At 48.2% G+C, this 25,476-nt stretch carries 17 protein-coding genes and 3 pseudogenes; 6 read left to right on the forward strand and 14 right to left on the reverse strand.

Features of this window, described 5'->3' with window-relative positions:
• Positions 1-701: 701 nt before the first annotated feature.
• A complete protein-coding gene (locus tag K6R05_RS19245) occupies positions 702-983 on the reverse strand; it encodes a hypothetical protein (protein ID WP_222925538.1) in 282 nt (93 codons plus the stop codon).
• A gap of 398 nt (positions 984-1,381) precedes the next feature.
• Complete coding sequence (locus K6R05_RS19250; RefSeq protein ID WP_222925539.1) at positions 1,382-3,028, reverse strand: methyl-accepting chemotaxis protein; 1,647 nt, start codon at positions 3,026-3,028, stop codon at positions 1,382-1,384.
• A gap of 893 nt (positions 3,029-3,921) precedes the next feature.
• On the opposite strand from K6R05_RS19250, the gene K6R05_RS19255 reads away from it, so the two are divergent.
• The gene (locus tag K6R05_RS19255; RefSeq protein ID WP_262390922.1) at positions 3,922-4,509 is read left to right on the forward strand and encodes a TetR/AcrR family transcriptional regulator; all 588 of its coding nucleotides are present in this window, start codon (positions 3,922-3,924) and stop codon (positions 4,507-4,509) included.
• A 328-nt stretch (positions 4,510-4,837) separates the two neighbouring features.
• Here the strand turns inward: K6R05_RS19255 and K6R05_RS19260 are convergent, their stop codons facing one another.
• Positions 4,838-6,754: a methyl-accepting chemotaxis protein gene (locus K6R05_RS19260; protein WP_222925540.1), complete on the reverse strand. Its 1,917-nt coding sequence runs from the start codon at positions 6,752-6,754 to the stop codon at positions 4,838-4,840.
• A 736-nt stretch (positions 6,755-7,490) separates the two neighbouring features.
• On the opposite strand from K6R05_RS19260, the gene K6R05_RS19265 reads away from it, so the two are divergent.
• Positions 7,491-7,742: a hypothetical protein gene (locus K6R05_RS19265; RefSeq protein ID WP_222925541.1), complete on the forward strand. Its 252-nt coding sequence runs from the start codon at positions 7,491-7,493 to the stop codon at positions 7,740-7,742.
• Positions 7,743-8,303: 561 nt separating this feature from the next.
• On the opposite strand, the pseudogene K6R05_RS22200 reads toward K6R05_RS19265, so the two are convergent.
• Positions 8,304-9,076: pseudogene (locus K6R05_RS22200) on the reverse strand (AraC family transcriptional regulator).
• Positions 9,077-9,192: 116 nt separating this feature from the next.
• Between K6R05_RS22200 and K6R05_RS19275 the strand changes: the two are divergent.
• Positions 9,193-9,915: pseudogene (locus K6R05_RS19275) on the forward strand (glutamine amidotransferase-related protein).
• 149 nt (positions 9,916-10,064) lie between these two features.
• Here K6R05_RS19275 and K6R05_RS19280 read toward each other — a convergent pair.
• The 5 genes and pseudogenes from K6R05_RS19280 to K6R05_RS19300 all read right to left on the reverse strand — a co-directional run bounded on the left by K6R05_RS19280 (position 10,065) and on the right by K6R05_RS19300 (position 15,403).
• Positions 10,065-10,685, reverse strand: a complete 621-nt coding sequence (locus K6R05_RS19280; protein ID WP_161736721.1) for a protein phosphatase CheZ — start codon at positions 10,683-10,685, stop codon at positions 10,065-10,067.
• Between the two features lie 804 nt (positions 10,686-11,489).
• Positions 11,490-12,518, reverse strand: a complete 1,029-nt coding sequence (locus K6R05_RS19285) for an NADP-dependent oxidoreductase (RefSeq protein ID WP_222925542.1) — start codon at positions 12,516-12,518, stop codon at positions 11,490-11,492.
• Positions 12,519-13,337, reverse strand: coding sequence for an oxidoreductase (locus K6R05_RS19290; protein WP_222925646.1), 819 nt, complete (start codon positions 13,335-13,337; stop codon positions 12,519-12,521).
• Between the two features lie 132 nt (positions 13,338-13,469).
• Complete coding sequence (locus tag K6R05_RS19295) at positions 13,470-14,252, reverse strand: SDR family NAD(P)-dependent oxidoreductase (protein WP_222925543.1); 783 nt, start codon at positions 14,250-14,252, stop codon at positions 13,470-13,472.
• Positions 14,253-14,312: 60 nt separating this feature from the next.
• Positions 14,313-15,403, reverse strand: a pseudogene (locus K6R05_RS19300) (alkene reductase).
• Positions 15,404-15,536: 133 nt separating this feature from the next.
• Between K6R05_RS19300 and K6R05_RS19305 the strand changes: the two are divergent.
• Complete coding sequence (locus K6R05_RS19305) at positions 15,537-16,085, forward strand: TetR/AcrR family transcriptional regulator (RefSeq protein ID WP_222925544.1); 549 nt, start codon at positions 15,537-15,539, stop codon at positions 16,083-16,085.
• An 884-nt stretch (positions 16,086-16,969) separates the two neighbouring features.
• Here K6R05_RS19305 and iolE read toward each other — a convergent pair.
• The 4 genes from iolE to K6R05_RS19325 all read right to left on the reverse strand — a co-directional run bounded on the left by iolE (position 16,970) and on the right by K6R05_RS19325 (position 21,236).
• Positions 16,970-17,866, reverse strand: a complete 897-nt coding sequence (gene iolE / locus K6R05_RS19310; protein WP_222925545.1) for a myo-inosose-2 dehydratase — start codon at positions 17,864-17,866, stop codon at positions 16,970-16,972.
• A gap of 88 nt (positions 17,867-17,954) precedes the next feature.
• The gene (locus K6R05_RS19315; protein WP_222925546.1) at positions 17,955-18,734 is read right to left on the reverse strand and encodes a TIM barrel protein; all 780 of its coding nucleotides are present in this window, start codon (positions 18,732-18,734) and stop codon (positions 17,955-17,957) included.
• A gap of 9 nt (positions 18,735-18,743) precedes the next feature.
• The gene (locus K6R05_RS19320) at positions 18,744-19,751 is read right to left on the reverse strand and encodes a Gfo/Idh/MocA family oxidoreductase (protein ID WP_161736714.1); all 1,008 of its coding nucleotides are present in this window, start codon (positions 19,749-19,751) and stop codon (positions 18,744-18,746) included.
• 33 nt (positions 19,752-19,784) lie between these two features.
• On the reverse strand, positions 19,785-21,236 hold the full coding sequence (locus tag K6R05_RS19325; protein WP_161736713.1) for a sugar porter family MFS transporter: 1,452 nt from the start codon (positions 21,234-21,236) through the stop codon (positions 19,785-19,787).
• Positions 21,237-21,438: 202 nt separating this feature from the next.
• On the opposite strand from K6R05_RS19325, the gene K6R05_RS19330 reads away from it, so the two are divergent.
• Both K6R05_RS19330 and K6R05_RS19335 read left to right on the forward strand, forming a co-directional pair.
• Positions 21,439-23,427 carry a sigma-54-dependent Fis family transcriptional regulator gene (locus K6R05_RS19330; protein WP_222925547.1) on the forward strand — a complete coding sequence of 663 codons (1,989 nt, stop codon included), beginning with the start codon at positions 21,439-21,441 and terminating at the stop codon, positions 23,425-23,427.
• Positions 23,428-23,755: 328 nt separating this feature from the next.
• Entirely contained in the window at positions 23,756-24,067 is a 312-nt protein-coding gene (locus tag K6R05_RS19335) for a cupin domain-containing protein (RefSeq protein ID WP_161736835.1), read from the forward strand.
• A gap of 184 nt (positions 24,068-24,251) precedes the next feature.
• Here the strand turns inward: K6R05_RS19335 and K6R05_RS19340 are convergent, their stop codons facing one another.
• Positions 24,252-25,460, reverse strand: coding sequence for an ABC transporter ATP-binding protein (locus K6R05_RS19340; RefSeq protein WP_374206940.1), 1,209 nt, complete (start codon positions 25,458-25,460; stop codon positions 24,252-24,254).
• Positions 25,461-25,476 lie beyond the last annotated feature (16 nt).

A 25,476-nucleotide genomic window follows, 5' to 3' on the forward strand; every position in this document is an offset into this window, starting at 1 on the left:
TATCTTGCGAAATCAGCAAGGTTGAGCTCCAGTTGATACTTCTTATTGATTCAACGCTTATCGTTTAATGACCCTTTTATTTTCACTATCCAGTGGATAAAAAATTCTGGTACCGACTGATAATATTATTATCAAGTGAAACGTTAACATGCTAAAAAAGCGCGCATTTATTCAACAAATATACACACATGCGGAGACACGCGTTCAAAAGTTTTCCAACTGCGAACTCAGCCTTTCGATCATCATAAGCCTGTGTCCTGGCATATACTTCATATTCTCCTGGTTTATAAATAAGATGCGCGTAAAAAGTTGCAAATTTTTGGTAACGCCTGAATTTTATTAGTCAGTCAGTGTTCATCATACCCACTCTTTAAAATCTTTATAAAAATTAATTTATAATCTCAATGAATGGGAATCTTCCCGACCTGACATGCTTTTCTACAGAAATAATGTAGCAGCATCAGGAGATCATTAAGTTGATACTCAAAACACCTTCATGGCGCTGCGTAAAGATACGGTCAGGACATTTCAGCCAGACCTGGGCGTGTTTACGGATCTGTGCCTGACCGACTTAATACATGACACCCATGTGCCTTACCGGGAAGTAAAACCGGGTAAGAAAGATCTCTCTGATTTTATGACTGGCATGCCAGTCGTTTGTAAGCTGACAGAAAAGCGACAATCTCTATTGTGGTGAAATTTTAAATGCATCCTTTCTTAGGAATTAAGAGGAAATTTTGTACGGCCATTATAATCCTTTCTGTCATAGCAACTTCAATCAATGCTATAGGGTGATTGATTTGCGTCCATTTAATAAATTCTGCATCGCTCATGAATTCAGTAAACTCAGAGTAAGTGTTAATGAGATGCAATAGGTTATTTACATACACTTCCGGAGATCTGTAATCACCTTCACTGAGCTGTTCCACCATAAAATCAGACCGTTCTTTAACTTCCTCAAAAAGCTTGTATTTAGCATGCATTCTGTTGTCTCACATATAGTATGGCAAGTTACTTTTAAATATAAAGAACAGGATTTGGAATTAATCTCATACTGAAATTTCCTATCTTAAAAAATTTAAAACTTGAAAAGATAATTAATTTAGGTTAAAAGCTAAACATCAATGCATCTCTAATTAAAAAATGAAAATAAATGATTTTTATGTTTTGTCGGTTTAGAACAATCTTTATTTATTTATTTATAATGCTCTTGATTAATAGAAAATCACAGCTTCAAGAATTAAATAAAAAATTTACCTGTAATGCACTGATGTGGAAATGGTCAATATATTTTACTTAATAACGGGTCAGGAATTATCATGACTTTTTATTTACAGAGACTACTTGTAAGTAGTCTCTGATTTTTCTTATTGATTCGCGCTTAGAAACGCTTCCAGTTCCCCCCCTCTTTAACGTGCATCACCTTATCAACGTCGTTTGAATGAATAGATAAAACAGTTTTTTCTGTTTTCGCGGCGACATCTGATTCCGTGACAGTAAATACGCTTACAAGGTGATTTAGTGAAGCTGCCTGTTCCATCAGAGACCGTGAGGCTGCTGATGACTCCTGGACAAGGGCTGAGTTCTGCTGAGTTACATCATCCATCTGGTTTACTGCCTGATGTATTTGGCTTATTCCCTGAGACTGTTCCTGCGCAGCTACTGCGATCTCATCAACGAGACTGGTTACTTGATGCACCGCATCGTTCATCCGGCTTATATTTTTTCCGACACCATCGGCTTGATTAACACCAATTTCAACGTACTCCATCGACGACTCAATCAGATCTTTAATTTCTTTTGCTGAAGCAGAAGAACGCTGTGCTAAATTACGCACCTCACCTGCAACAACTGCAAACCCACGCCCCTGTTCTCCCGCACGTGCTGCTTCTACTGCTGCGTTCAATGCTAAAATATTTGTCTGGAACGCAATACCCTCAATGAGAGAAATAATGTCAGTAATTTTGGCAGAGCTACTCTTTATGTTTGCCATAGTGCCCAGCATGTCTTTAACTCTGAGCGAGCTATCCTCAGATATATCACATGCATTTTTAGAAAATTTGCTGGCAAGCTGGGTATTTTCTGCTGTTTGTCTTACCGTCTCGCTGAGTTCAGACATGCTGGCTGCAGTTTGCTCCAGTGAAGCAGCCTGCTCTTCTGTCCGCGACGATAAATCTTCGTTGCCAGCTGAAATTTGCGCTGAAGCCGTACTGACAGATTGAGCTGAAGATCTAACTGTCGTAAGTGATACTCCGACTTTATGAACCAGCTGATTGTATGCTTTGGCCATGTCTCCTATTTCATCTTTGCTCGTATCGTCTGCATGCAGAGTCAGATCGAGTCGTTCATTAGCATGATTAAACAGCGTGCTAATATTTTTAAGCTGACGACGGATGCTTAATATAGTTCTTAATGCATAGGAACCTAATATCAGGACGGCTGCTGAAGAAAAACAAATAAGAGTCCATAGTGTTTTCTGATAAATATTGAGGTTATCCAGCTTGAACTGGTTGCTGACATCAATGTTTATCTTGCGCTGTTCTTTATACCCTTCAATAAGACTGCGAATGGACTCACCAATACCCTCTGAGTTCTGAAGTGAAGGAAGTGTAATATTATCATTCTGAGCCCTTGAACCTTCTAAAAAAACATGCAGCCTTGCCTGTATTTCTTTTAAGATGACAAAGGCATGCCTGCTTAATTTTTCATCCTGACTACCTGAAAGATAATTATCGAGATATTTTTGGTTCCTGATTTTTATGTCGTTAATTTTTGCCTCAATCTCTTTTTCTAATTCGGCCTGCTGCTCAATGCTTTTGGAGCTCTGATGCCTGTAGAGCGTAACTAAAAGAGAGTTGCTGTCTATAATCATGTCATCAAGTATCGCGACCGAAGGAATAGTGTTTTCCTGTACGTACTGAAATCTTGTCTGAAATCCAGTTAACACCATTACGGCCGTTATAGAGAGTGCTATTAATGTAAGCGAGAGTGTAGAAAATGCCAGTGCTAACCGCTTTGTGATCGTCATCAATTCATCCTCACAAGGAATCTATAAAATGGTTTTTTTTAACATCCCGTATATCGGATAGAAATGTGAGAAACATTATACTAAAAAAAATATTTTTTTATTTTTACATCTGAGAACATTATTTTCTTATGTGTTTTATCTAAAGTTTAAAATTTATTTTTTATTTGTATTTTTTTCTTGATAAGAAGGATTCTTATATGAAGTTAATGCCTTTTTGATTGGTTTCTGGCTGTTTGTTTTGGGGGGGGAACAGTATTTTTTTAAAATAAGTGTTATGCTCTATTAACCGTGCACTGCACGAGGATTAACTTACTCTTCGCTTATCATTAAAATCGAACTTTAGCCTAATCTTAAGGTGATTTTACCGCTCGGTTTACCTGCTAAAATAAAATATCTGGTCAGCGATTGATAAGATTAAATGTAGTATAAAAATGCTCACATTCAATCTTTCAACCTTTTTTTACAGTGTCTTCGCTCTCTGCTGCTGTGAAGGTCAATCCAGTGAAGAATGAGTGTGTGTACAGACATGTATCCGTTACAGATAAGGATAAGGCTGATAACCTGGTAACAGCTCTTCCTAAAAAAATCGATGCTTATGATGCATCTGAATGCTGGGTCACATCTGCGAGGGGTAAAAAACTGCACGCAGTGCCGAACTGCCGCAATAATACTTAATAACTCAGGTCAGTAGTCATCAATCCGCGACATCTTTTACGATGTTGGCCTGGTTCAGGTTTGCAATTGTAAAGAATTAACCAATTTTGGAAATGTATTTTCAGCAATATGTCGCAAGACTTTGTATGTTGATTTAAGCACGTAAAGTCTTTTGAATTCAGGTACAAGGCCCGTTGCGGTCACCATTTTACTGATTGTGTGAGTGGAGAGCTTGTATTGTGATCGTAGGTAAAGATAAACGTGAACGTGTTTCGCGTGCGAGAGGCGAGCACACCAGAGAACTGATTCTCGAAGCTGCATCAGAAATAATCAGGAATGAAGGGCTTCACGCTTGTACACAAAGAGCAGTAGCCGCTGAACTGGATATTTCGCCCGGTACTGTTACGTGGCATTTCAGAATGCTTGATGATCTGCATGATGCTGTTGTAAGAAATGCTATTGATAGTTTTAAAGCACAAACTTTGAAATGGTTCATCGAAAGTACATCTGAAGCGCCCGAAGTCCAGTTGACAGAGTTTCTTTTCTGGACATTGCAACAGCACACGCGACTTTTAAGAGAATATGAACTGTTTGTAGCAGCTGTCAGCCGCCCGCGATTAAGAGAGAGTGCTATGCATTGGGTCCGGACGCATAGTTTAATTTTGCAGGATCACTTCGGTCTGAATGCAGAGCAGGCTGATGCTGTAGTTGCATATACAGATGCATGGCTATTGCGGAGCCTCCTGAGTGACGGCGCTGAAAAACCAGATATAACTATGACTGAGCTCATTTTTATTACCATCATGAAGGCACATTCATCTGACTAAGTTTGAGCAGATCCTAATGCATGACATTGTATCAATCATTAATACTGACTTGCTGCCCGTTGTTCCACACAGAATGCATTTAGCAAGGTCTGTTGATCGCTCAAAGCGGACATTGGCCTGCACAACGTCCGCTTCGTGCCAGAAGCGAACATTCGGAAGAAATCATAGGTAACAAGCAGATGTGTCGGCTGATATCAGTGCGTATTAGTCAGCAGGGCGCAGCCCAGACTGACTCAGCGTCATAAAAAGGCTTGTCACCTTACCGATATAATTTACGGAAGGAAACAGCCAGATGAGGTTAAACCCACCTCTGGCTGCCGGATGGATATCAGAAAGTTTCCCAGTTGGTTTCTGATGTCCTGAAGGACGACTGAGGTTTTAACACAGGCGTGACCGCCTGAACCTTCGGCGTCAGCAATCCGGAAGAAGGCACACGGAACACGGCAACGGTTCTCTCAAGCTCGAGCGCCTGCTCTTCGAGGCTGCTGGCCGCTGCGGATGACTCTTCAACCAGCGCAGCGTTCTGCTGAGTAGTTGTATCCATTTCCGTCATGGCCTGCGCAATCTGCGTGATCCCGCGGTTCTGTTCGTCCGACGCAGCGGCAATTTCACCCATGATGTCCCTGACCTGCGATACAGACCTGACGATATCCTCCATCGTATTGCCAGCACGGTTAACCAGCTCGGTACCGTTACTTACCCGGCTTAGAGACTCACTTATCAGCGTCTCAATTTCTTTTGCAGCAAGCGAACTGCGCTGCGCAAGGTTGCGGACTTCACCGGCAACCACAGCGAATCCGCGCCCCTGCTCGCCAGCCCGGGCCGCCTCGACTGCGGCGTTTAGCGCAAGAATGTTCGTCTGGAAAGCGATGCCGTTAATAACGGAGATGATTTCCCCAATCTTGCCTGAACTCTGACTTATTCCCCCCATGGTGCTAATCACGTCGCTGATGATATTCCCGCCGCGGCTGGCATTGTGTGACGCGTCGGTAGCCAGCTGGCTGGCGTGATGCGCGTTCTCCGCATTTTGCTTAACCGTGGATGTCAGTTCTTCCATGCTGGCAGCCGTCTCGACCACTGCAGCCGACTGCTGTTCGGTACGTGACGACAAATCGGTGTTACCGGCCGCAATTTCAGAGGAGGCGCGGGCAACGTTATTCACGCCGTCCCTGACCCGCGAGATGATGTTACACAGGCTCTGGTTCATGGTGCCCACGGCAGTCATCAGCTCGCCAAGCTCATCAGTGCGGGAGCTGGTTATTTCTGACGTCAGATCACCTTCAGCAATACGTTTTGCAGACGACAGCGTTTCTCTCAGCGGGATGGTGATGCTCCGCGTCATTCGCCAGGCAATAATCAGGCTGAGAATAATACAGGCGAGGGTAGCCAAACCAATCTGCCAGATTGCGGTGTGGATATACTTCTGAGCCATCTCTGACTGAAAGAACGCGAGTCCTGTGATGGCGCTATTCAGTTTGCCTGCCGCTGCGGTCATTTCCTCTGAAGCCAGGCTTTCTGCCCGCACCGAAAGGAGATAATTATTTAACAGGGCGGAACCCGATAAAGTTTTCTGGTCCACTTCCGCCAGTATTTCAGCGAGCGCATTGTCAGAATCGCCTTTGAGCTGGTTAACAAGCGGAGCAATCGTGTCCCTGATCCCAGTGAATTTATCCAGCGCGACAGACTCTGGCTTTCTGATAAAGGCCTGGATATAAAACGCTGCCTGCTCTGTTTTGAAACTGAGAGAAAGCAGGGGCGCAGCAATCCCGGCGGGGACAGAAGCCTGACTGGAAGCCAGTTTTTCAGCCAGTGAGGCCAGATCCATCGTGTTTATCTGACTAAACGCGAGTGCAGCCCTGTCACTGCTCTCAAGAAAGGCCCGACGTTTTTCCTGATACTGCGTCAGAACCACGCCCAGGAGAGAAAGCCTCTCACTTCCTTCGGCTGACCACGAGTACTTATCGAGACTGGTTCGTAAAGCAAACAGCTGATTCATCGCCTCGCCGTTAATCTCGATAAACTTTTTATCCCGGGTGTACTGAAAAAGCGTGCGGTTAAGCCTGGCTTTTGCCAGCGTGTCCAGCATCTGAACGGTAACATCCCGCTTGGCTGAGTTTTCCTGAATACTTAAAAAACAGCGAAACGCGAGCGCCGCTATGATAACAGAGGCCAGGATGACCAGTGTGAATCCCAGCGCCAGTTTGCCCCCTATTTTTAAATCCGTAACTTTTTTTATAATATTCATTTTAATAATCCCAGTGTTAAATAATACCCTGCTCCTGAAATAACCTCAGGCTTCAATACGGTATCGGTAAAAAAGATGCTTTGTTTACACCTTTTTTGAATGCATTTAAAAAGATGTTTTCAGGAAGGATTTAATGAGTCATCCCGCTTCGGTTAGTGCTTGACACTACCTGGATTGATTGTCATTGCGGTTATGGTTTGGTATCAACCTTGTTTTAGCGGAAAGACAATTAATAAGCATCTTTACCTGTGCATGAAAGGAAATGTAAATAAGTGCGTGTAGAGAAATGCGCACGTTTGCATTCATCATGCTTATCCACAGTATGCATCCAAAGTAAACCTCACAAGCTTATGATAAATATAGATAAATATCATAAACCTTGTATTGGGCTACCCGTTATCTATAGCAGAATGAGATTAAACCTGTGAAGGCTTCAATCACACTTTTACCGTGATAATTTTGCTTTTTAAGAACGTATAAATATTTTATTGTAAAAATTAAAAAACGCCGGTTTTATCTTAAAGCATGGTGCGATTATGCCGATAAACTGTCACAGGCAGGCCTGCAGCAATAGTCCTGAAGAAATAAATTAGCTAAACAGATTAGCTGCAAATACAGGACAGGTAATATGGTGGAATCCTCAACTTCAATCAATCTCTGAATGTTTAGTAAAATGATATTTTGTGTGGCATGTGGATTAGAAATGTATTAATGAATTTAACCTGAGGATGAGACTATGCCACTACGAGATGAAGATAAAGGGCAGACAATTATTAGCGAGGCCGCACTACGTCTGGCCCTCGCTGAAAAAGAGATAAATATTAATTCCCTTTTGATTGAACTGGGACACATGGCAACAGATAACTGCCACGACGAGCGCCTCAATAAAATTTTTGTAGCCAGAACATGGCTGAGAGAGTTCATCACTCCGGTTCCTGCGGAACAGCACGCACTTTACCTGCAGATACTCGCTGGCCTGAATGAATAAAATAACTGTTAAAAAAGCAGAATCCCTGTGAGGCAGCAATGATTCCATCGGACTCAGGCGGGTCATTCCGTCACCACATAAAAATGTAATACGGTGACCTTCTATGACCGCTCAAAACAATCCTGTTTGTTTACACCTCCTACTGGCACAAAGCAGACCTTGAATAATAGGTTTGCTCACAGACAGAACAACCCGTTCCCCCAGCGCAGATTCCCGGTGGCGGGGGCTGCATGATCTCCACGCTGTTGATGACGCTGCTGCTTCACGGGTTATAGCGATCATATTACCCAGCCTTACACGGGCGTTCACGTACATCCGGCTACATCAGTAAGGGTTTTATCAAGCCCCGTGTGTTGCAGACTGTCGCGAAGCCCGGCGTAATTTCCTTCTGTCAGACGTATCAGGATATTCAAATAAAGCGCCAGCGTGCGTCTCTTCAGCGTCAGTGAAGCGAGAGCCGTTCAGGAACGCCCCTGTTTTAACCGAAGTGCATTTTCAGCGTAAACAGATTGTCTTTTACCTGCGTCTGTTTTAATTGAAAGGCGGAAATTGATTCACAGATTAAGGAAAAAAATCACGCGGTGTTGAACTCAGAATGGAACGGAAAGCAGCGCTATAGGACGCCGGACATGAAATGCCAGGCTCATAAGCGGCCTTTTTGATTGGAATGCCATTCGCGAGTTGATCCAGCGAAACGTAAATCATTGCTCTTTGCTTTCAGGTGTTGAAACTACAGCCCGTACCTTTAATAAACAATCGCGAAAAGGTACGCTCTGACATCGCCGCTATAAAAGCGAGAAAACTCATCGATGCTTCTCAGCGTTGGTTAACCAGTAGTTCCCTGACAGCAGAGAATAATCGCTCATCATTTGGCATTGGAAGTACTGCAGTTAATGGTTGAGTTTCGCTGAGTATTTCCAGAAGCAACAGGGCCATATTGCGCTGACTCGGTCTGTTGTCGTTCTCACTGAACAGACCTGTTATCAGTTCTTTCACCAGGGGCAGCGCCGTAATGACGTGTACCGGTTCACTCTTCGTAAAATTGGTGCATTCTGCGAAAAGGCTGCAACTAAAACAGACAGCCCTCAGATCGGTATGAGACAGCAAATTGTAACTATGGATCTGCAGAGGAGGCAGCCACAATGCACGCTGAAGGGGGATAACCCATCGGTTGTTTTCCGTTTCAACCAGCATGACCTCCTGACGGCATAGCGTTATTGCCACTCAAGATGATGTTGGGGAGGATCGATTTATCCACGTTGATAGCTTATAGCCGTGCCAGACCAGCCAGTAAAGTCTTCATGTCCCGGCGCTTTATCTATACTACCTGGCATTTCAGATTCAGACCCTGCCACTATGATACTTAAATCGGAATCATCCGGCGTGCGAGTTCACGGGATAGAGAATGTTTATCGCCAGATTATCCCAGGTATAACAGGAGCCTGTCTTAATGCGGGTACACTTTACTTACATGAACGTTTCGAAGCACCAGGGCATAAGAAACATGGGCGAGAAATCAGGGTCATGATGTGACTTACTCACACTGATACGCAGGTGATGCGTTGTCAGCCAACGCTCAGGGCATCGATTTTCTAATCATTATGGGCGGTCCACAAGATCCAGCCACAACATCTGAAGCGTGCCCGCACTTCGATTCAAAAGGTGAGCAGGCGCTGATTGCCTCCGCTGTTAAAACCGGTAAGGCTGTGATTGGTATCTGCCTGGGATCACAGTTGACCGGTGAAGCGCTCGATGCGCCGTTCGCCCATAGCCCGGAAAAAGAGATTAGCAAATTTCCGATTACCCTGACTGAAGAGGGCAGAAGGGATGCGTTGTTCTCTCATTTTACGAAATCGCTTGATGTCGCCACTGGCATAACGGCATGCCGGGTCTTACTCCGGAAGCAAAAATGATTGCTTTCAGCGAAGGCTGCCCGCGCCAGATCGTTTCATATTACGACCATGTGTTTGGGTTCCAGTGCCATATGGAACTGACGCCGGATGTTGTTGAGCTGCTGATCGCGCATCCTGACAAAGATCTGAGCCGTGCTGCAGAATACCGCTTCGTTGACACGCCGGAAAAACTTCGGGCGCATGATTACAGCGAAATGAATCAGGTACTCTTTAAATTTCTGAACAAGCTGGAAAAACGTTATAAAGCCGCTCAGGCATAAGGTCATTCCGGGTGAAAACTGTTGCCGGTTTTATGGCAGATAAGCGGGTGTTGAGCATGAAGAGGATTTTTGGCTTTCAGTCAGATTGACTTGCCGCCGACCTTCCTCTTCTCAATCATGCGTTCTCAGCCTTGCTTTTTTATATCTGCTTACATTCCCAGACTGGCCAGCAGGTCGTCTACATCATCCTGGCTGGCAGGGGTTTCTGATGAGGAAGCGGGTTTAGACGGCGCTGCGCGCTCGGTCGTGCCATGTGAACCAGTGTTATCACGGATGACCTGTATCAGCTGCTGCTCAGCCTGATTCAGCACGGCCATCATCGCCTGGACTATCTGTCCGGTAAGATCCTGGAAGCCCTGTGACATCATAATCGCGTGCAACTGCTGTTGTGTCAGACCCGTGATGCGGGGGACCTCATCCAGTAAGGCAACAGTATCAGCAGCTAATGCCTGATCCTGTTCTTTGTCCGACGGATTCCCGGAAGTGGCATCCCAGCGTTGAGTGAGCTTCTCCGCTTTTTCGCCCAGTTCGGTTTGCAGAGGCTGCGTGATCTCCACGCTGTTGATGACGCCCTCTGCGGCTTCACGGGTCATAGTGACCACATAACCCAGTCTTTCACGGGCATTGGGGATACTTCCCGCCACATCTGCAATGGTTTTATCAAGCCCTAGCTGTTGCAGACTGTCGCGAAGCTGCCGCAGGATGGAGCCAGCACGCGCCGTGATTTCGCTAATTTCCTGCTGCTTACTATGGGTGTCGGATGGTGACATGAATGTTTTTCCTGCGGACAGAGTTTCGATATCTGAGGTTATCGGCAGAGTCCGGCGGTTTTTTAAATTTCCTGTGATTTTTCCCATCGAACAGACGTATCAGAATGTTAAAAAGACGCCTCGGTGCGGATATTTTCAGGTTTGGGAAAGGGAAAAATGTGGCTGAATAGCTGTGTTCACACAGCGGGCTTTTCTGCCTGGAGAATGTGCCAGCGGTTACGTTTGTTTTGATCTAGAAGCGGGCTTTGGTCGTTGTTCCACTGCGGAGAGCGTAACCGTCAGCGAAGTTGCTTATTGATTAACAGAGGCATGCCAGCGGCAGCCATTGATATGGTGCTTTTGATAGCCGGTGCGATGATTTGAAACGGAAATTAGCGCATCAGGTAAATCTTCATTGCTGCTGTGAACGGTATAATATCTGTTCAGACAAACGGCGAGAGGTTGTAATCAAATGCTGACGTATATCACGATTGGTACAAATGACCTTCAGCGATCCATGGACTTTGATGACGCTGTTTTTAAAGTGCTCGATGATTCACGACTGCCAGCCCGGACAGAGGGCTGGGCAATGTGGGGTATTTACTTCAATGCCGACTGACCAATGTCCGCTTCTGGCACAGAATGGACTTGCGCGTCGCACTATTCGCATCCAGCAAAAGCAGCCCCTGCGCCACGTTTTTGATGCCCCTGACACAGAACCTATGTGCGCGCGTGGCAAGGTACGCTGTGAGAGAAATGCGCACATGCTGCGCTTCTTGTCCGAAGCAAGAGACTCTGGCGATTTTCCTTAAGCAGATGCAGACCTCAGTTGCTGTCACTCGGTATCTTAACGACGACTTTGCCTTTCGCATGTCCCTGCCCAAGGTAGGCAAGAGCTTCTTTTGTTTCCGCGAAAGTAAATACCTTGTCGATCACAGGCTTGATTTGTTCAGTTTCTACGAGTTTACAGATTTGAGTAAGCTGATCGCCATCAGGCCGGACAAAAAGAAATGAATAGGTCAGGCCTCGCTTTCTGGTAAGACGCAAAATCCTGCGGCTCATCAGCCCGAACACAAAACGCAGGAGAAAGTTTAGTCCCCGAGTCCGGGCGAACGCAGTATCTAACGGGCCGACAAGAGAAACAATCTTTCCGCCCGGCCTGAGAATTTGGGCAGACTTTTCAATTGAGTCGCCTCTGATAGTGCCGAGAACCACATCGTAGCCACTCAACTGTTTTTCAAAATCTTGTTTTTTATAATCAACGACTTCATCTGCGCCAAGATGACTTACCCATTCGACATTGTCTGTACTGGTAGTCGTTCCCACCTTTGCACCAAATTGTCTGGCCAGCTGGATAGCAAAACTGCCAATCCCCCCGGAACCTGCCGGGATGAAAACCTTCTGGCCTGGCTGCAACCCGGCTCGATCTGTCAGCGCCTGCCAGGATGTGAGGCTCACCATCGGGAGCGAAGCCGCCTGGACGAAATCCAGGTTTACGGGTTTCATGGCCGCAGCGCTTTCAGTCACTAAAGCAAATTCAGCAAGAGAACCCGTTCCCGTGTCGAAAATGCTGGCGAAAATTTCGTCGCCTGGCTTGAAACGCGTCACGCGACTCCCCGCTGCGATCACAACCCCAGCTAAGTCGCTACCCAATGTGGCGGGGAGCTTGAAATGCAAAACCGGCTTGAATATTCCGGTTGGGATCAAGTTATCAATCGGGTTCAGACCCACGGCGTAAACTTTAACCAGGATTTCATCAGCAGCAGGGGCTGGATAATCGATGTTTTCAAATCCCAGCTCAGGGGATTTACCGTAGCGTTTAAACGTAAATGCTTTCATCGTCTTATTCTTCATTTATTGTTTTGCATCAAGCTGAAGACTTTTGCGCACCACCTTATCCAGGAATGACGCAGGGGCGAACCTGAGAATAAAATTCAACTGACCAGCCAGCTTTCCTGCCGTATAGCGAATCTTTGGACGTGAAGTCTGTGCGGCTTTAACCACCACGTCAGCCACCACCTCTGGACTTTCCGCCTCAGCCATTGCCTTGTTCACTACTTTCGTCAGCTTAGCCCGAATCTGGTCATACTCCTGAAGCCTGGCGTCCGGCTCGATATTATTGGCTTCAAACTGTGTTTTCATGTAAGCCGGTTCGATGACAGAAACTCTGATGCCCTGCGTGCGCAGTTCATGATCCAGTGCACCCGAATACCCTTCGACCGCATGCTTACTGGCCGCATAAAGTGCCACATACGGCAACGGAACGATGCCGAGTATCGAACCAATATTGATAATGCGCCCGCTGCCCTGACGGCGCATATGAGGGATTACTGCCCGGCTCAACCTGACGATGCCCAGAAAGTTGGTGTCGAAAATGTGCCTGGCCTGATCAACAGAACTTTCTTCCGCCGCCGCCGGAGCGACCCCAAAGCCCGCATTGTTCACCAGAACATCGATACGCCCTTCCAGACCCAGTAACTCCTCAATGGCGGCCCCGACAGAGGCGTCGTCGGTCACATCCAGCGTAAGTAACGGAAACGATTGTTTTCCCGCCTGTGAACCACGCCGGCTTGTGCCATATACAGTAAATCCAGCGGCTAAAAGTTTACGGGCAGTCGCTTCGCCGATACCCGAGGACGCACCGGTAACCAGTGCAACACGTTTTTTTATCATGCTGAATAAGACCTTAATGATGTGTTTGAGGTTTCTCATCGCGGATGAGACGACAGGCTGTAAGAGATTTATGTCGGATTTACCGCTGCGCAGAACAGCCGGAAGACCGTTCTGCACAGTGCACCTCATTGATTACCGTGTTTTATAACGTTCAGCGGCTTCATCCTGTTTGATGTCTGTAAGCAGCGCCTGACGCGAAGCATCAAGGGTGTCCCAGTGGGCAGCATTACGTAAAGGCGGGATGGTGACGAGTTCACGGCGGTCAAAGCCCACCAATGCGGCATCCACTAACTCGCCCACTTCCATGAAATTTGCCGAGTTACTGATGTCGATACCTGCGCGGTCCCAGATTTCCGTATAAGTGCCGGCAGGAAGCACCGCCTGGATATAAATGCCTTTAGATGACAGCTCGACATTCATTCCCTGAGACAGGAAAAGCACAAAGGCTTTGGTTGCTCCGTAAACCGTCATGGCAAATTCCGGGGCGAGTCCGACGATGGAACTGATATTGACGATCGATCCTTCGCCCGTTTGCACAAAGCGTGGCACCACGGCACTGGCCAGTCTGGTCAGGGCGGTGACGTTAAGCGCGATAAGGCTTTCTATCGAATCAGGCGTCTGCTCTGTAAAACTGCCAGACTGCGCGATACCCGCGTTATTGATAAGGGTGCCAATCCGTGTGTCTTCACGCAGACGGGATTCGACCGCGGCTAAATCACGCCTTTGCGTGAGGTCGGCAGGCAGAACGTCGACAGAAATGCCATTTTCCTGTCGCAGACGCGCGGCCAGTGTTTCTAACTTCGTTTTGTCGCGCGCGACCAGCACCAGGTCGTGGCCCCGGCTGGCAAACCGTTCTGCGTAAACAGCACCAATACCCGTGGATGCGCCTGTGATGAGAACTGAAGCTTTAGTCATAAGTTGATCTTCTTTATTAATGTGTAAAAAGAATCTGCAATGTGCGATGTATGTAGGGCTTTACTTGCTGGCCTCAGTCAGCGACGGGTAATCGGTATATCCCGCTGCGCCACCGCCATAAAGGGTTTCAGGATTGAGTGAGGCCAGAGGCGCGCCCGTCTTCAGCCTTTCGACCAGATCCGGGTTGGAGATGAACAAGCGACCGAACGCGAACAGATCGGCTTTGCCTTGCGCAAGCTGAGTGGACGCCAGTTCCAGGTCATAGCCATTGTTGCCGATATAGGTGTTTTTAAAACGCCGGCGCAGGGAGTCGTAATCAAACAGTGAAACATCACGCGGGCCGCCCGTCTCACCTTCAACTACATGGAGGTACACGATGCCTGATGCATTAAGTTCATCAGCGACGTAGTCATACAATGGCTGCGGATCACTGCATGAAATGGCATTAGCATGGGAAACTGGTGAAATGCGCACGCCGGTGCGGTCAGCACCGATCTCATCTTTAACAGCCGCTGTAACTTCCAGCAGCAGGCGCGCACGGTTCTCGATAGAGCCACCGTACTCATCGGTTCGCTGATTGGCGCCGTCTTTAAGGAACTGTTCCAGTAGATAACCATTCGCGCCGTGAATCTCTACACCGTCAAATCCGGCGGCAATGGCATTGGCCGATGCCTTTCTGAAATCGTCAATAATCCCCTGTATTTCCTGCAACTCCAGCGCACGTGGCTCGGAAACGTCAGCAAATCCGTTATTCACAAAGGTTTTCGTCCCGGCGGGCATCGCAGACGGCGCGACCGGTGCAGCCCCACCCGGCTGTAAATCGACATGCGAAATTCGTCCTACGTGCCATAACTGTACAAATATGCGCCCACCTTTGGCATGCACCGCGTCAGTCACTTACGCCAGCCATCGATCTGAGCCTGTGTGTAGATCCCCGGCGTATCCTGATAGCCCTGCGCCTGTGCGGAGATCTGTGTCGCTTCAGTGATCAGCAATCCTGCTGTGGCACGCTGGGCGTAGTAGGTCGCCGCCAGTTCGCCCGGTACCAGCCCCGCTCCGGCCCGATTACGTGTCAGCGGTGCCATCACGATGTGGTTGGCCAGTGTTAGTGAGCCAAGTTCATAGGGTTGAAATAATGTCTGATTCGTCATGCTTATTCGCCCGTTAATGGTGGGTTGTAGTGTCAATATAATGATGATGATCATAATCAATAAAGTCAACCCGTTTGATTATGGTCATCATCAATGTATACTTAAACTCAATTTTTAAGAGGGGCAGGAAACCATGAAAGTGTCGAAAGAGCAGGTTCGGGAAAACCGGACACGCATTGTTGAAACGGCCTCAGAACTTTTTCGTGAGCGCGGTTACGATGGCGTGGGCGTCGCGGAACTGATGGCTGCGGCGGGATTAACACACGGCGGGTTCTACAAACACTTTAGTTCCAAGGCTGACCTGATGTCGGAGGCCATGAGATGTGGTTTTACGCGATCGGCAGAAAGTACGGTTGGTGTGAGCCGGGAAAAATTTATTGAATACTACCTCTCCCGACAACACCGCGATGATATGGGGAACGGGTGTGTGATGTCGGCACTAGGCACCGATACTGCGCGTCAGTCTGAGTCAATGAAGGCGGCATTTGCGGCCGGGATTGAACGTCAGCTCGCAGTGTTGGGGAATGAAAATGTAACGCGCGCTGACCTGATTGATAATATTGCACATCTTGTTGGTGCCCTGGTTCTATCTCGTGCCTGCCCTGATAACTCAGCACTGGCTGATGAAATTCTGGATGTGTGCCGTAATCGCCTTTGCAGTCAGGATGTCCATAAGGATTGAATATATTCTGTTGCGGGAATTATTTTATGAGCAGTGCAGTAATTAAATAACCCATGTCCGCTTCTGGCCCATGATACGGCTTTTGTTCCATGAGGACATTGTCATGTTCAATCTTCATAGTGTCAGGAGATTTGATTATGGATGTCCCATATGAGCGAGATGCAGACATTATGGTCTGCCTCCGGGGAATATCGATCGCGACGATTACACCTGAGGATATAGCCGCACTGCTGCTCGCTCAAGCGTTCGGAGGGCGTATATTCCCGCTAACCGTACCCGGAGAGGCTGACCCTCGATCAGATTGCTGTTCACTTTGCTTCGGTCTGGGGTTGTGCGGCTGATGTGCCAGACCTTACGCCTGACAGCTATGTTGAATAGCTGCTCAGACAGACACCGATGACAAAGATGAAATCGGAAGTTACCACTGCGCCCCTTTATCGCCGCTGGTCAGCAACACTGTGGAAACCATTACCGGTCGTCCACCGGAGCGGTACGCCGAGTATCTGGTTACGAACTTTTGCACCGAAAGCCTGAATAAAGCTGACGAAAGATGAATACACCAGCCTGTATTTCCGGTTTAACTTTCAGCATAAAGCAGTCCGATAGGGTCTTAAATGCGTTTTAAGTGAAAACGGTAGCTAAAAATTATGCTCACTGCCTTCTGGTGGCTTTAAAATAACGCATTGTATTAATAAATGCTTGGGTAATTAACAGTCGCCAGGCACCATCCTTTTTTCATCCAACGATCGATGCTAATCATCCAGGGTTAGTTTATTAGAGTAAGCACCAGGCATAATGGCCAGTTTATTTCATATTAAAAAAGGCGCTTAATCAGCGCCAGATGACCCTATATAGTAACCTGATGGCTAATTTTTAACGGCGACTCAGATTCCAATCTCATTTTTAACCCATGCTCGCGCTTTTTTGACCGTCTCTAATGGCGGTGCTTTTACCGGGTCTTGTTCTGCCTCAATAATTATCCAACCACTATAATTTGATTGTTTCAGAAAATTAATTACTGGCGTGTAATCGACGATGCCATCTCCAGGAATGGTGAACAGACCGTTTCTGACAGCATTATTAAAGCTCCAATCATTGTTGATCACATTATTTAATACATTTCCACGCACATCCTTCATATGGATATGTGCCACCCGGTTGCCGTAGTTTTCCAGCACCCAGCTAATGTCTATGCCAGCAGTTGTCGCATGGCCACAATCCAGCACGATACCCACTACATCATCAGTCGCTTCCAGGAATGCTTTTAACTCATCGTTAGTTTCTACAATCATCATCAAATGATGATGGTAAGCGAGACGCAAGCCGTAAGTTTTCAACAGTGACGCAGCCAGACTATTTACCTTCTGCGCATACTGCTCAAGATTGATGCTCCCTAAAGCTGGAGACAGCGATAATGGCTCATCCAGAGGAGAATTGCCTGGCATAACACCGCACTCACCATAAACCATTACTTTCGCCCCAAGAGACTTGAGAAGTAATGCGTGATTGTGAACAGCTTCAAGCTCTTCCTCGACGCTATGCTCAGCAAGAAATCCGTTAAACCAGCCGGATGCCAGCTTGAGCTTTGCGTTGGAGAGAATCGGCTGGAGTGTATTAATTGTTCCCGGGAATTTACGCCCCAACTCAATCCCTTCATAACCAGCTGCTGCGGCTTCTTCCAGGCAGGTTTCTAGCGGGATATCGCCGCCGAGATCTGCCAGTACATCATTGGTCCAGGACAGTGGACTCACTCCAACAAGAATACGCGTTGATACGCTCATATTTCTATCCTTCAAAATAAAAAGCACCGCTCCCGATGAGCTGCGAAGCGATGCTAACCAGGTCCTGCGAGGCTCGGGGGGGCAGGGATTACAGGGTGAACGCTTCGCGGAAAGCGTCCAGCGCCGCCACAGAATCACCTGATGCCCAACCTTCCAGTGCTACCACGCCGTGGTAGTTGATGCCCTGCAGCGCCCGGGCAACGGCTTTGTAGTTGATCTCGCCCGTTCCCGGCTCCTTACGGCCCGGCACGTCAGCGACCTGGATTTCACCAATGTACTTCTCGCTTTTCTGAATCAGCTCAATCAGGTTTCCTTCACCAATCTGCGCGTGATAAATATCAAGGTTCATCTTCAGGTATGGGCTGTTCACTGCGGCAACCAGCGCAAGCGTATCGTCTGCTTTGGCGAAAGGCGTACCCGGATGGTCAACGGCCGTATTCAGGTTCTCCAGAGTGAACACCTTGCCGGCTTGCTCGCCCAGTTTTGCAAGCGCATCCAGCGTTTTCTTCGCCTTCAGCCACATGTCACCGGTTACTACTTCAACTGGTTTCACAGGCAGGCCGATATTGTTCAAACCGGTTCCGTGCAGGTTCAGTGACGGACAGCCAAGACGACAGGCAACCTCAATTGACTCGCTGGCACTGGAAAGCAGCTGTGCAATCTCTTCGTCGTCGGTCAGGTTTCCTGAGATATAGCCGGTCATTGAAGTAATGCGGGCACCGGTTTTCACCAGCGCTTCGATGTCTTTCTGGGTCCAGTCCCAGATTTCCACGCCGAAGCCCATGGCGTGAATGCGTTCCACGCGCTCAATGAATGGCAGTTCGAGGAACACCATTTCAGCGCATACGGATAATGAATAGTCAGACATGAGTAATCCTTACAGAGTGATCGGCTGAGACTGCTGAACAGAGGCAATACATGCCAGCGCAATTTCCAACGCGTTGCGAGCATCTTCGCCCGTTGCCTTCGGGGTTTCACCGGTCGCAACACAACGCACGAAGTCGGTCAGCTCTGCTACATAGGCATCACGCAGCAGATCGGTATCGCGGCGTGCAGTATCGATTGAGATACCCTCAGCGGTGTACCGCACGCAGTTGTTCACGTTCATATTGCCAGCCTGCAGCATCCCTTTGCTGCCGAACACTTCACCACGCACGTCGTAGCCATATACTGCCTGGAAATTAGCTTCAGCAGTAGCTATTGCGCCGTTATCAAAACGAATGTTCACTACGGCGGTGTCCAGCAATCCACGGTCTTTAAAATCAGGACGAACTAAAGCATCGGCAACGGCATAAACCTGGGTAGGTTTCGCCCCCGGGTTCAGGTGAAGCAGGATGTCGAAGTCGTGGATAAGGGTTTCCAGGAAAATGGTCCAGTGTGGGATTGGAGCAGGATCGCCCAGGCCTGGATCGCGTGTGGTTGAACGCAGCAGCTGCGGCACACCAATTTTACCTGCTTTGATTTCTTCGTAAGCAGCAGCAAAACCGCTCACGAAGCGACGGTTGAAGCCAACCTGCAGCGTAACACCGGCTTCTTCAGCGGCGTTGATTGCCTTATCTGCCTCTTCCAGAGTCACAGCCATTGGCTTCTCACAGAAAACGCCTTTACTCGCCTTTGCTGCTGCTACAATCAGCTCAGCGTGAGTACGCGCTGGCGATGCTATAACGACTGCGTCGATGTCAGGGTCATTCAGCATTGCCTGCGGGTCGGTATAGGATTTTTGTGCGCCCAGTTTAGCGGCCAGTTTCTCTGCGGCGCCTGGAACAGGATCTGCAACTGCTACTAAAGTGGCACCTGGAATACGTTGAGCAACCGTTTCACCATGAAAACTGCCCATACGACCTGCGCCAATCAGACCAACGCGCACAATATTTTTTAAAGACATGTGACTCTCCTCAATATGTAGGGTATTTAAGGCTTACTTTTGGGATACCGATTCTGGTGTAACGAGCGGTTGCTGCTCATGTCCAAAACGACGGGATTTAGAAAGCATCAGCGGTTCGATGTGCTCCAGCGATACACCTTTTGTCTCAGGCAGGAAGCGGCCAACGAACCAGAAAGCGATGACGCTGAACCCGCCGCATAGCAGCAGCGGGAAGGCGCCGTGGAAATGCTCCATCAGTGCCGGACTGCGGTTCATCATTGGAAAGCTCTGAGTAACGATGAAGTTTGAAATCCACAGGGAACAGAAGGCATAGCCCATCGCTACAGCACGCATACGGTTCGGGAAGATTTCTGATATCAGCAGCCAGGCACCGAGGCTCCATGACAAGCCGAATACAAAGATAAATCCCACTAAGCCAACCACCGGCAGGTAACCTTTGGCTTCGTTCATGAAGGCCCAGGAAGTGAAGAACAGGAAGGCAGCGCAACCTAAAGCACCCCAGCGAAGTAACGGAATACGGCCCACGCGGTCAAACGCAACCAACGCAATACTGACACCCGCTAACAAAGCCAGACCCAGAAAAATGCTTTGAAACAGAGAGTCCTGTGTATTACCCGTCACGTTCTGCAGTAGTGATGGTGCGAAATACATCAGGATATTGATGCCGGAAACCTGCTGAAGCACGGCAACGGCACAACCGATCCACAGAATATAAGATGCCTTTTTGTCCTTAAGGATGCCGCGCTGCGATGGCGCACTGGTTGAGGCGGAATCAACATCAATAGAACTACGGATCTCGGCGTATAAGCGTTCAGCATGTGCTGCGTTGGAAAGAGAGGTCAGCACCTTGAGTGATTTCTCTTTTCTGTTATGCATCGCATACCAGCGTGGCGATTCTGGCATAAAGAAGGCCATCACCAGGAACAGGACGCAGGGAACCAGTGCTGACGCCAGCATCCAGCGCCAGCCCATCGATACAATCCATTCGTGAGCCGCCCCTTTGGCAATCAGATAGTTCACCACGTAAACCACCAGTTGGCCGCTCACCATCAGCATCTGCTGCATACCCAGCATGCGCCCACGCAGATCTTTCGGAGACACCTCGGCGATGTAGAGTGGAGTAACGGCAGAGGCCATTCCCACGGCCAGACCGCCAATCATGCGATAGATAACGAACCAGGTAAGGTCATTGGCGAGAGCCGCGCCGACTGCTGAAATGGCAAACAGAACTGCAGTAATGATTAATGTCGCTTTACGGCCAATATGGTCAGTAAGGCGCCCGACACCCCAGGCACCAATAACACATCCCAAAATAACGTTAGAAACCGCCCATCCACTTTCAGCAGGCGTGAGCGATAAATGTTCAGTCAGTGGTTCGATAACGCCTGAAATAACAGAGGCGTCATAGCCAAGAATGATCCCGCTGACTGATGCGATGGCACAGATGAAAATGAGGTAAGGCACATTATGCTTTCGTGTAGACATTTCAATATTTCTCCACGGTGGTTTTTATGATTTGTATTTGTAGGTAAGACCTTTCTGGTTAGCAATGAATGTGCCAACTCACACATCGCTGTTTTATATGGGAATAAAAAAAGATGACGATCACAAAGTGTTTATAAAAAGGACATGTCTCCATAACATGTCTATAGAATGGACATATTCAAAATATTAGATAATGAAACGTATGAACCATAAAAACGAAAAAACGTGGGACGAGGAATGGGAGCTGATCGCCAGGCTGAACCATGCGCAGAAATTTGACGAATACATAGAAGAACTGGGGATAGCCTGGAAAGCTTTCGAGCAGGGAAATGTACCGAAAGGCTTACGCCCGGCTGTTCACGCATCATGGATACGTAGCCATGAAGAAGGTATTGATGCCTATCGCTTCGAATACCAGTTATGCGCAGAGCACGAACTTCGCAGAGTCATGACACGGAACTCGGCATTAATCGCCATAGCGCGCGATATCATGCGTAATCTGCTCGCCTATAATCCTGATGGTCACATCAATCTGACTGACGCTAATGGTGTAACGATGCACTATTGTGGCCAGGATTTAACGCCAGTAGGCAGTATTCTCAGCGAGGCAATATCCGGTACCAACTGCACCGGTCGCTGCATTAAAGAGAACAAACTGGTCTATATGCTGAGCGCAGAAAATTATAAAGAAGCGCTGCGTATTCGTGGCAAACACTGCGCTGCGGCTCCCATCCGGGATGAAAATGGCGTTATGCTGGGCGTGCTGACATTAACTGCCAATCCTGGCTATTTTCACTACCATACTCTGGGAACCGTTCAGGCTGCTGCAGAGGCAATTTCACAGCAGCTGATTTTGCGTCATTTAGTAAATGAGCAGGAATCAGTAATGGAATCGCTGAATGAAGGCGTTCTGGTTGTCAGTGAGAGAGGCACAATTCGGCAGTTAAACCGCTATGCCCGCCAGATATTAGGTATACAGGAAGATGTCCGCTTCCGTGATGCTGATGAAGTATTCATGCCGGATGATTGTTCATTCAGAGCGCTGCCAGCCTGTAAAGATCGCAACATTACTCTTTCTCCTGGCCCTGTTTCGCGTATCACATGTGTGATTTCCGTTGTTATCACACCTGAAGGTGGCCGCGTCATTTCTATGCGTGATAACCGCCGTATACGTGATATGACGCGTCGTGTTATTGGCAGTAGTGCCAGCTATACCTTTGACATGATTCTCGGCCAGTCACGCATAATGCAGGATACGCGTAATAAAGCACGTAACGCTGGACGCAGTGATAGTACTGTACTGCTTACAGGCGAAAGCGGTACCGGCAAGGAGCTATTTGCTCAGTCCATCCATAATGGCAGTAATCGCAATACCGGTCCGTTCCTTGCTGTTAACTGTGGCGCAATTCCTCGTGATCTTGTGCTGAGCGAACTGTTTGGCTATGAGGATGGCGCGTTCACTGGTTCAAGACGTGGTGGCTCAGCGGGTAAATTTGAACTGGCAGATGGAGGAACGCTGTTCCTTGATGAAATCGGTGATATGCCGCTCGATGCGCAAGCCAGTTTGTTGAGAGTACTGCAGGAAGGTGAAGTGACGCGCATCGGCGGGAAGCAACCACTAAAAGTCAATGTGCGTATTGTTGCTGCAACCAATCGCGATCTGAAAAGAGATATTGATAATGGCTCATTCCGTCGTGATCTCTATTTTCGCCTGAACGTGATCAGTCTGCCCATTCCACCTTTGCGGGTCAGAAAAGAAGATATTAAAGAGCTGGCTGACTGGTTCTGCGAAAAAATATGCCGCGCACTCAATCGTGAACGCGCATTACTTTCCGGTTCGGCGCTGCAGATGATGGAAAACTATGACTGGCCCGGAAATGTGCGTGAACTGGAAAATATTGTTGAACGAACCATCAACCTGACCGAAACGGACGATATCAGTGATAAAGATCTACCTGAGGAGCTTCGTCTGTCCGCCTGTGCCATTTCCGATATACCAGGCGAGAGCGTGAAAAGTTTTAGTCTGAAGGATGGCGAGAAGACGCTAATAGAACTCTGTCTGATGGAAAAAAAGGGCAATATGCGTCAGGTTGCCATCGCGCTGAATCTTTCACGCGGTGCGCTGTATAACAAAATGAAGCGTTACGGGATTGAACCCGATAATTACCGCAGGTTGTGTCATGATGTCTGAATCAGCTGTAACAGACCGGAAAAACGTCCGCCTTTGGCACTGAGCGGACATCGGCTCCTTCCCGGGCCTGAGATATGCCGTAAGAGAGCGTTAGCCACGCACAGAGACCATCGGGCAGTCATCTGATAAAGAACAGGGTTCTGACTTTGAAACACCCTGATTCTAAGCGCATTCGATTTCCCGGCCTCGTTCTCTGATCCTGCATCCCGGCTTTACCCTCAAACGGACAACGTAGGGACAAATCAGGACAACATACGGGCAGCGTATGGAACCCATCAACGCTCTCAGCTATTCATGACGTTAAATCACGTCTACTGAGGGAGAAAAGATGAACTTTTATCGCAGTAAAGCATTTACCGGCTCTAAAGCCTGGGATGCTCAACACATTGCCAGCTTCGATAATATCAGCGTGAAACTTCACTGGACCGATCAGCCCTATAAATGGCACATCAATGACGGACAGGAGGTTTTTGCTGTCATGGATGGGTGTGTTGAGATGCAATACAAAGAAAACGGTGATATCAAAAGCAGGATACTCAACACAGGTGATATTTTTTATGCCAGCGAAGGGACAGAACATATTGCGCGTCCGCAAGGTGTCGCCCGCGTGTTGGTCATTGAAAAAGAGGGTTCCGTTTAATAAAGGTCTGCTCCGTTAACCGGTAAAGCCGGATGTCAGTGTTTGCTTTGGCCATCAGTAATACCAGCCAGCTACCCGCAGGCTGGCGTGAACGGGATAATCTTGCAGGAAACGGCAGACCAGACCTATGTTTGCCAGGGGCAGGCTGTCGATGTCATATCCAGCCTGCCAGATTTATAAAACCTCAGGCCGCACGCACCTGCGGCATCGCAATATCTGCGCTGATACGTGCGCCGTCGGCATCAAACACCATGCAGTGGTGCGGATGGAAGCTGGGACGCAGCGTCTGATAAGGGCGGAAATGCACATCGCCCGGCAGCAGCATCTTAAAGCCGTCGTGGCCGTGGCTCTGACCAAACAGATAGGTATTATTGCCGAGCCGTTCCACAACCTCGCAGTGGAAGTCGATATTCAGAGGCGCATCGCCGTTGATCTGCAACTGTTCCGGCCGGATACCCAGGGTGATCTCATCTCCTGACTGCAGCTGGCGGATGGGTGAGGGGAGTTGCAGCCGGTGTTCGCCGTCATTGATCAGGGCGACCAGCCCGCCAGGGCCACACTGCTCTACACGCGCGGGCAGGAAGTTCATCTTCGGCGAGCCGATAAAACCCGCAACGAAGCGGTTGATCGGGTTGTAGTAGAGTTCCATCGGCGAACCGACCTGTTCCACCTTGCCGTAGTTCATCACCACAATCTTATCGGCCAGCGTCATCGCCTCCGTCTGATCGTGCGTCACATAAACCATGGTGGTTTTCAGCTCCTGATGAAGCTTAGCGATGTGCAGCCGCATATCGACACGCAGCTCTGCATCCAGGTTCGACAGTGGCTCATCAAACATAAACACCCGGGGATTACGCACAATCGCGCGACCAATGGCGACACGCTGACGCTGTCCGCCGGAAAGCTGCTTAGGTTTACGATCCAGTAGTTGCCCCAGCTGCAGCGTCTTCGCCACCATTTCAACCTGATGCTGAATCTGCGCTTTTGGCAGCCCGTTGACCTTCAGGCCGTAACCGATATTCTCCGCTACCGTCATATGGGGATAGAGCGCGTAAGACTGAAACACCATCGCGACCCCACGATGCGAAGGTGCGACATCATTCATCACCTCATCGCCAATCAGAATCTCACCGTCACTGATCTCTTCCAGTCCGGCAATCAGCCTCAGCAGCGTGGATTTTCCGCAGCCTGATGGACCGACGAATACTGCAAACTCACCAGCTTCAATATCGAGTGCGATATTTTTTAGCGTTTCTGTTTTACCAAAGCGTTTGGTGACATTTCTCAATCTGATGCTGGACATGCTGAACCTCATGGCAAAGAGTCTGGTGGCTAAAATGTACGACGTATAACAGTGGGTCAGATTCCACGTCAGGCCTGATGGTGCCTGCATTGACTATAACGTTCCG

This window comes from Pantoea alfalfae (assembly GCF_019880205.1).
Taxonomy (GTDB): domain Bacteria; phylum Pseudomonadota; class Gammaproteobacteria; order Enterobacterales; family Enterobacteriaceae; genus Pantoea; species Pantoea alfalfae.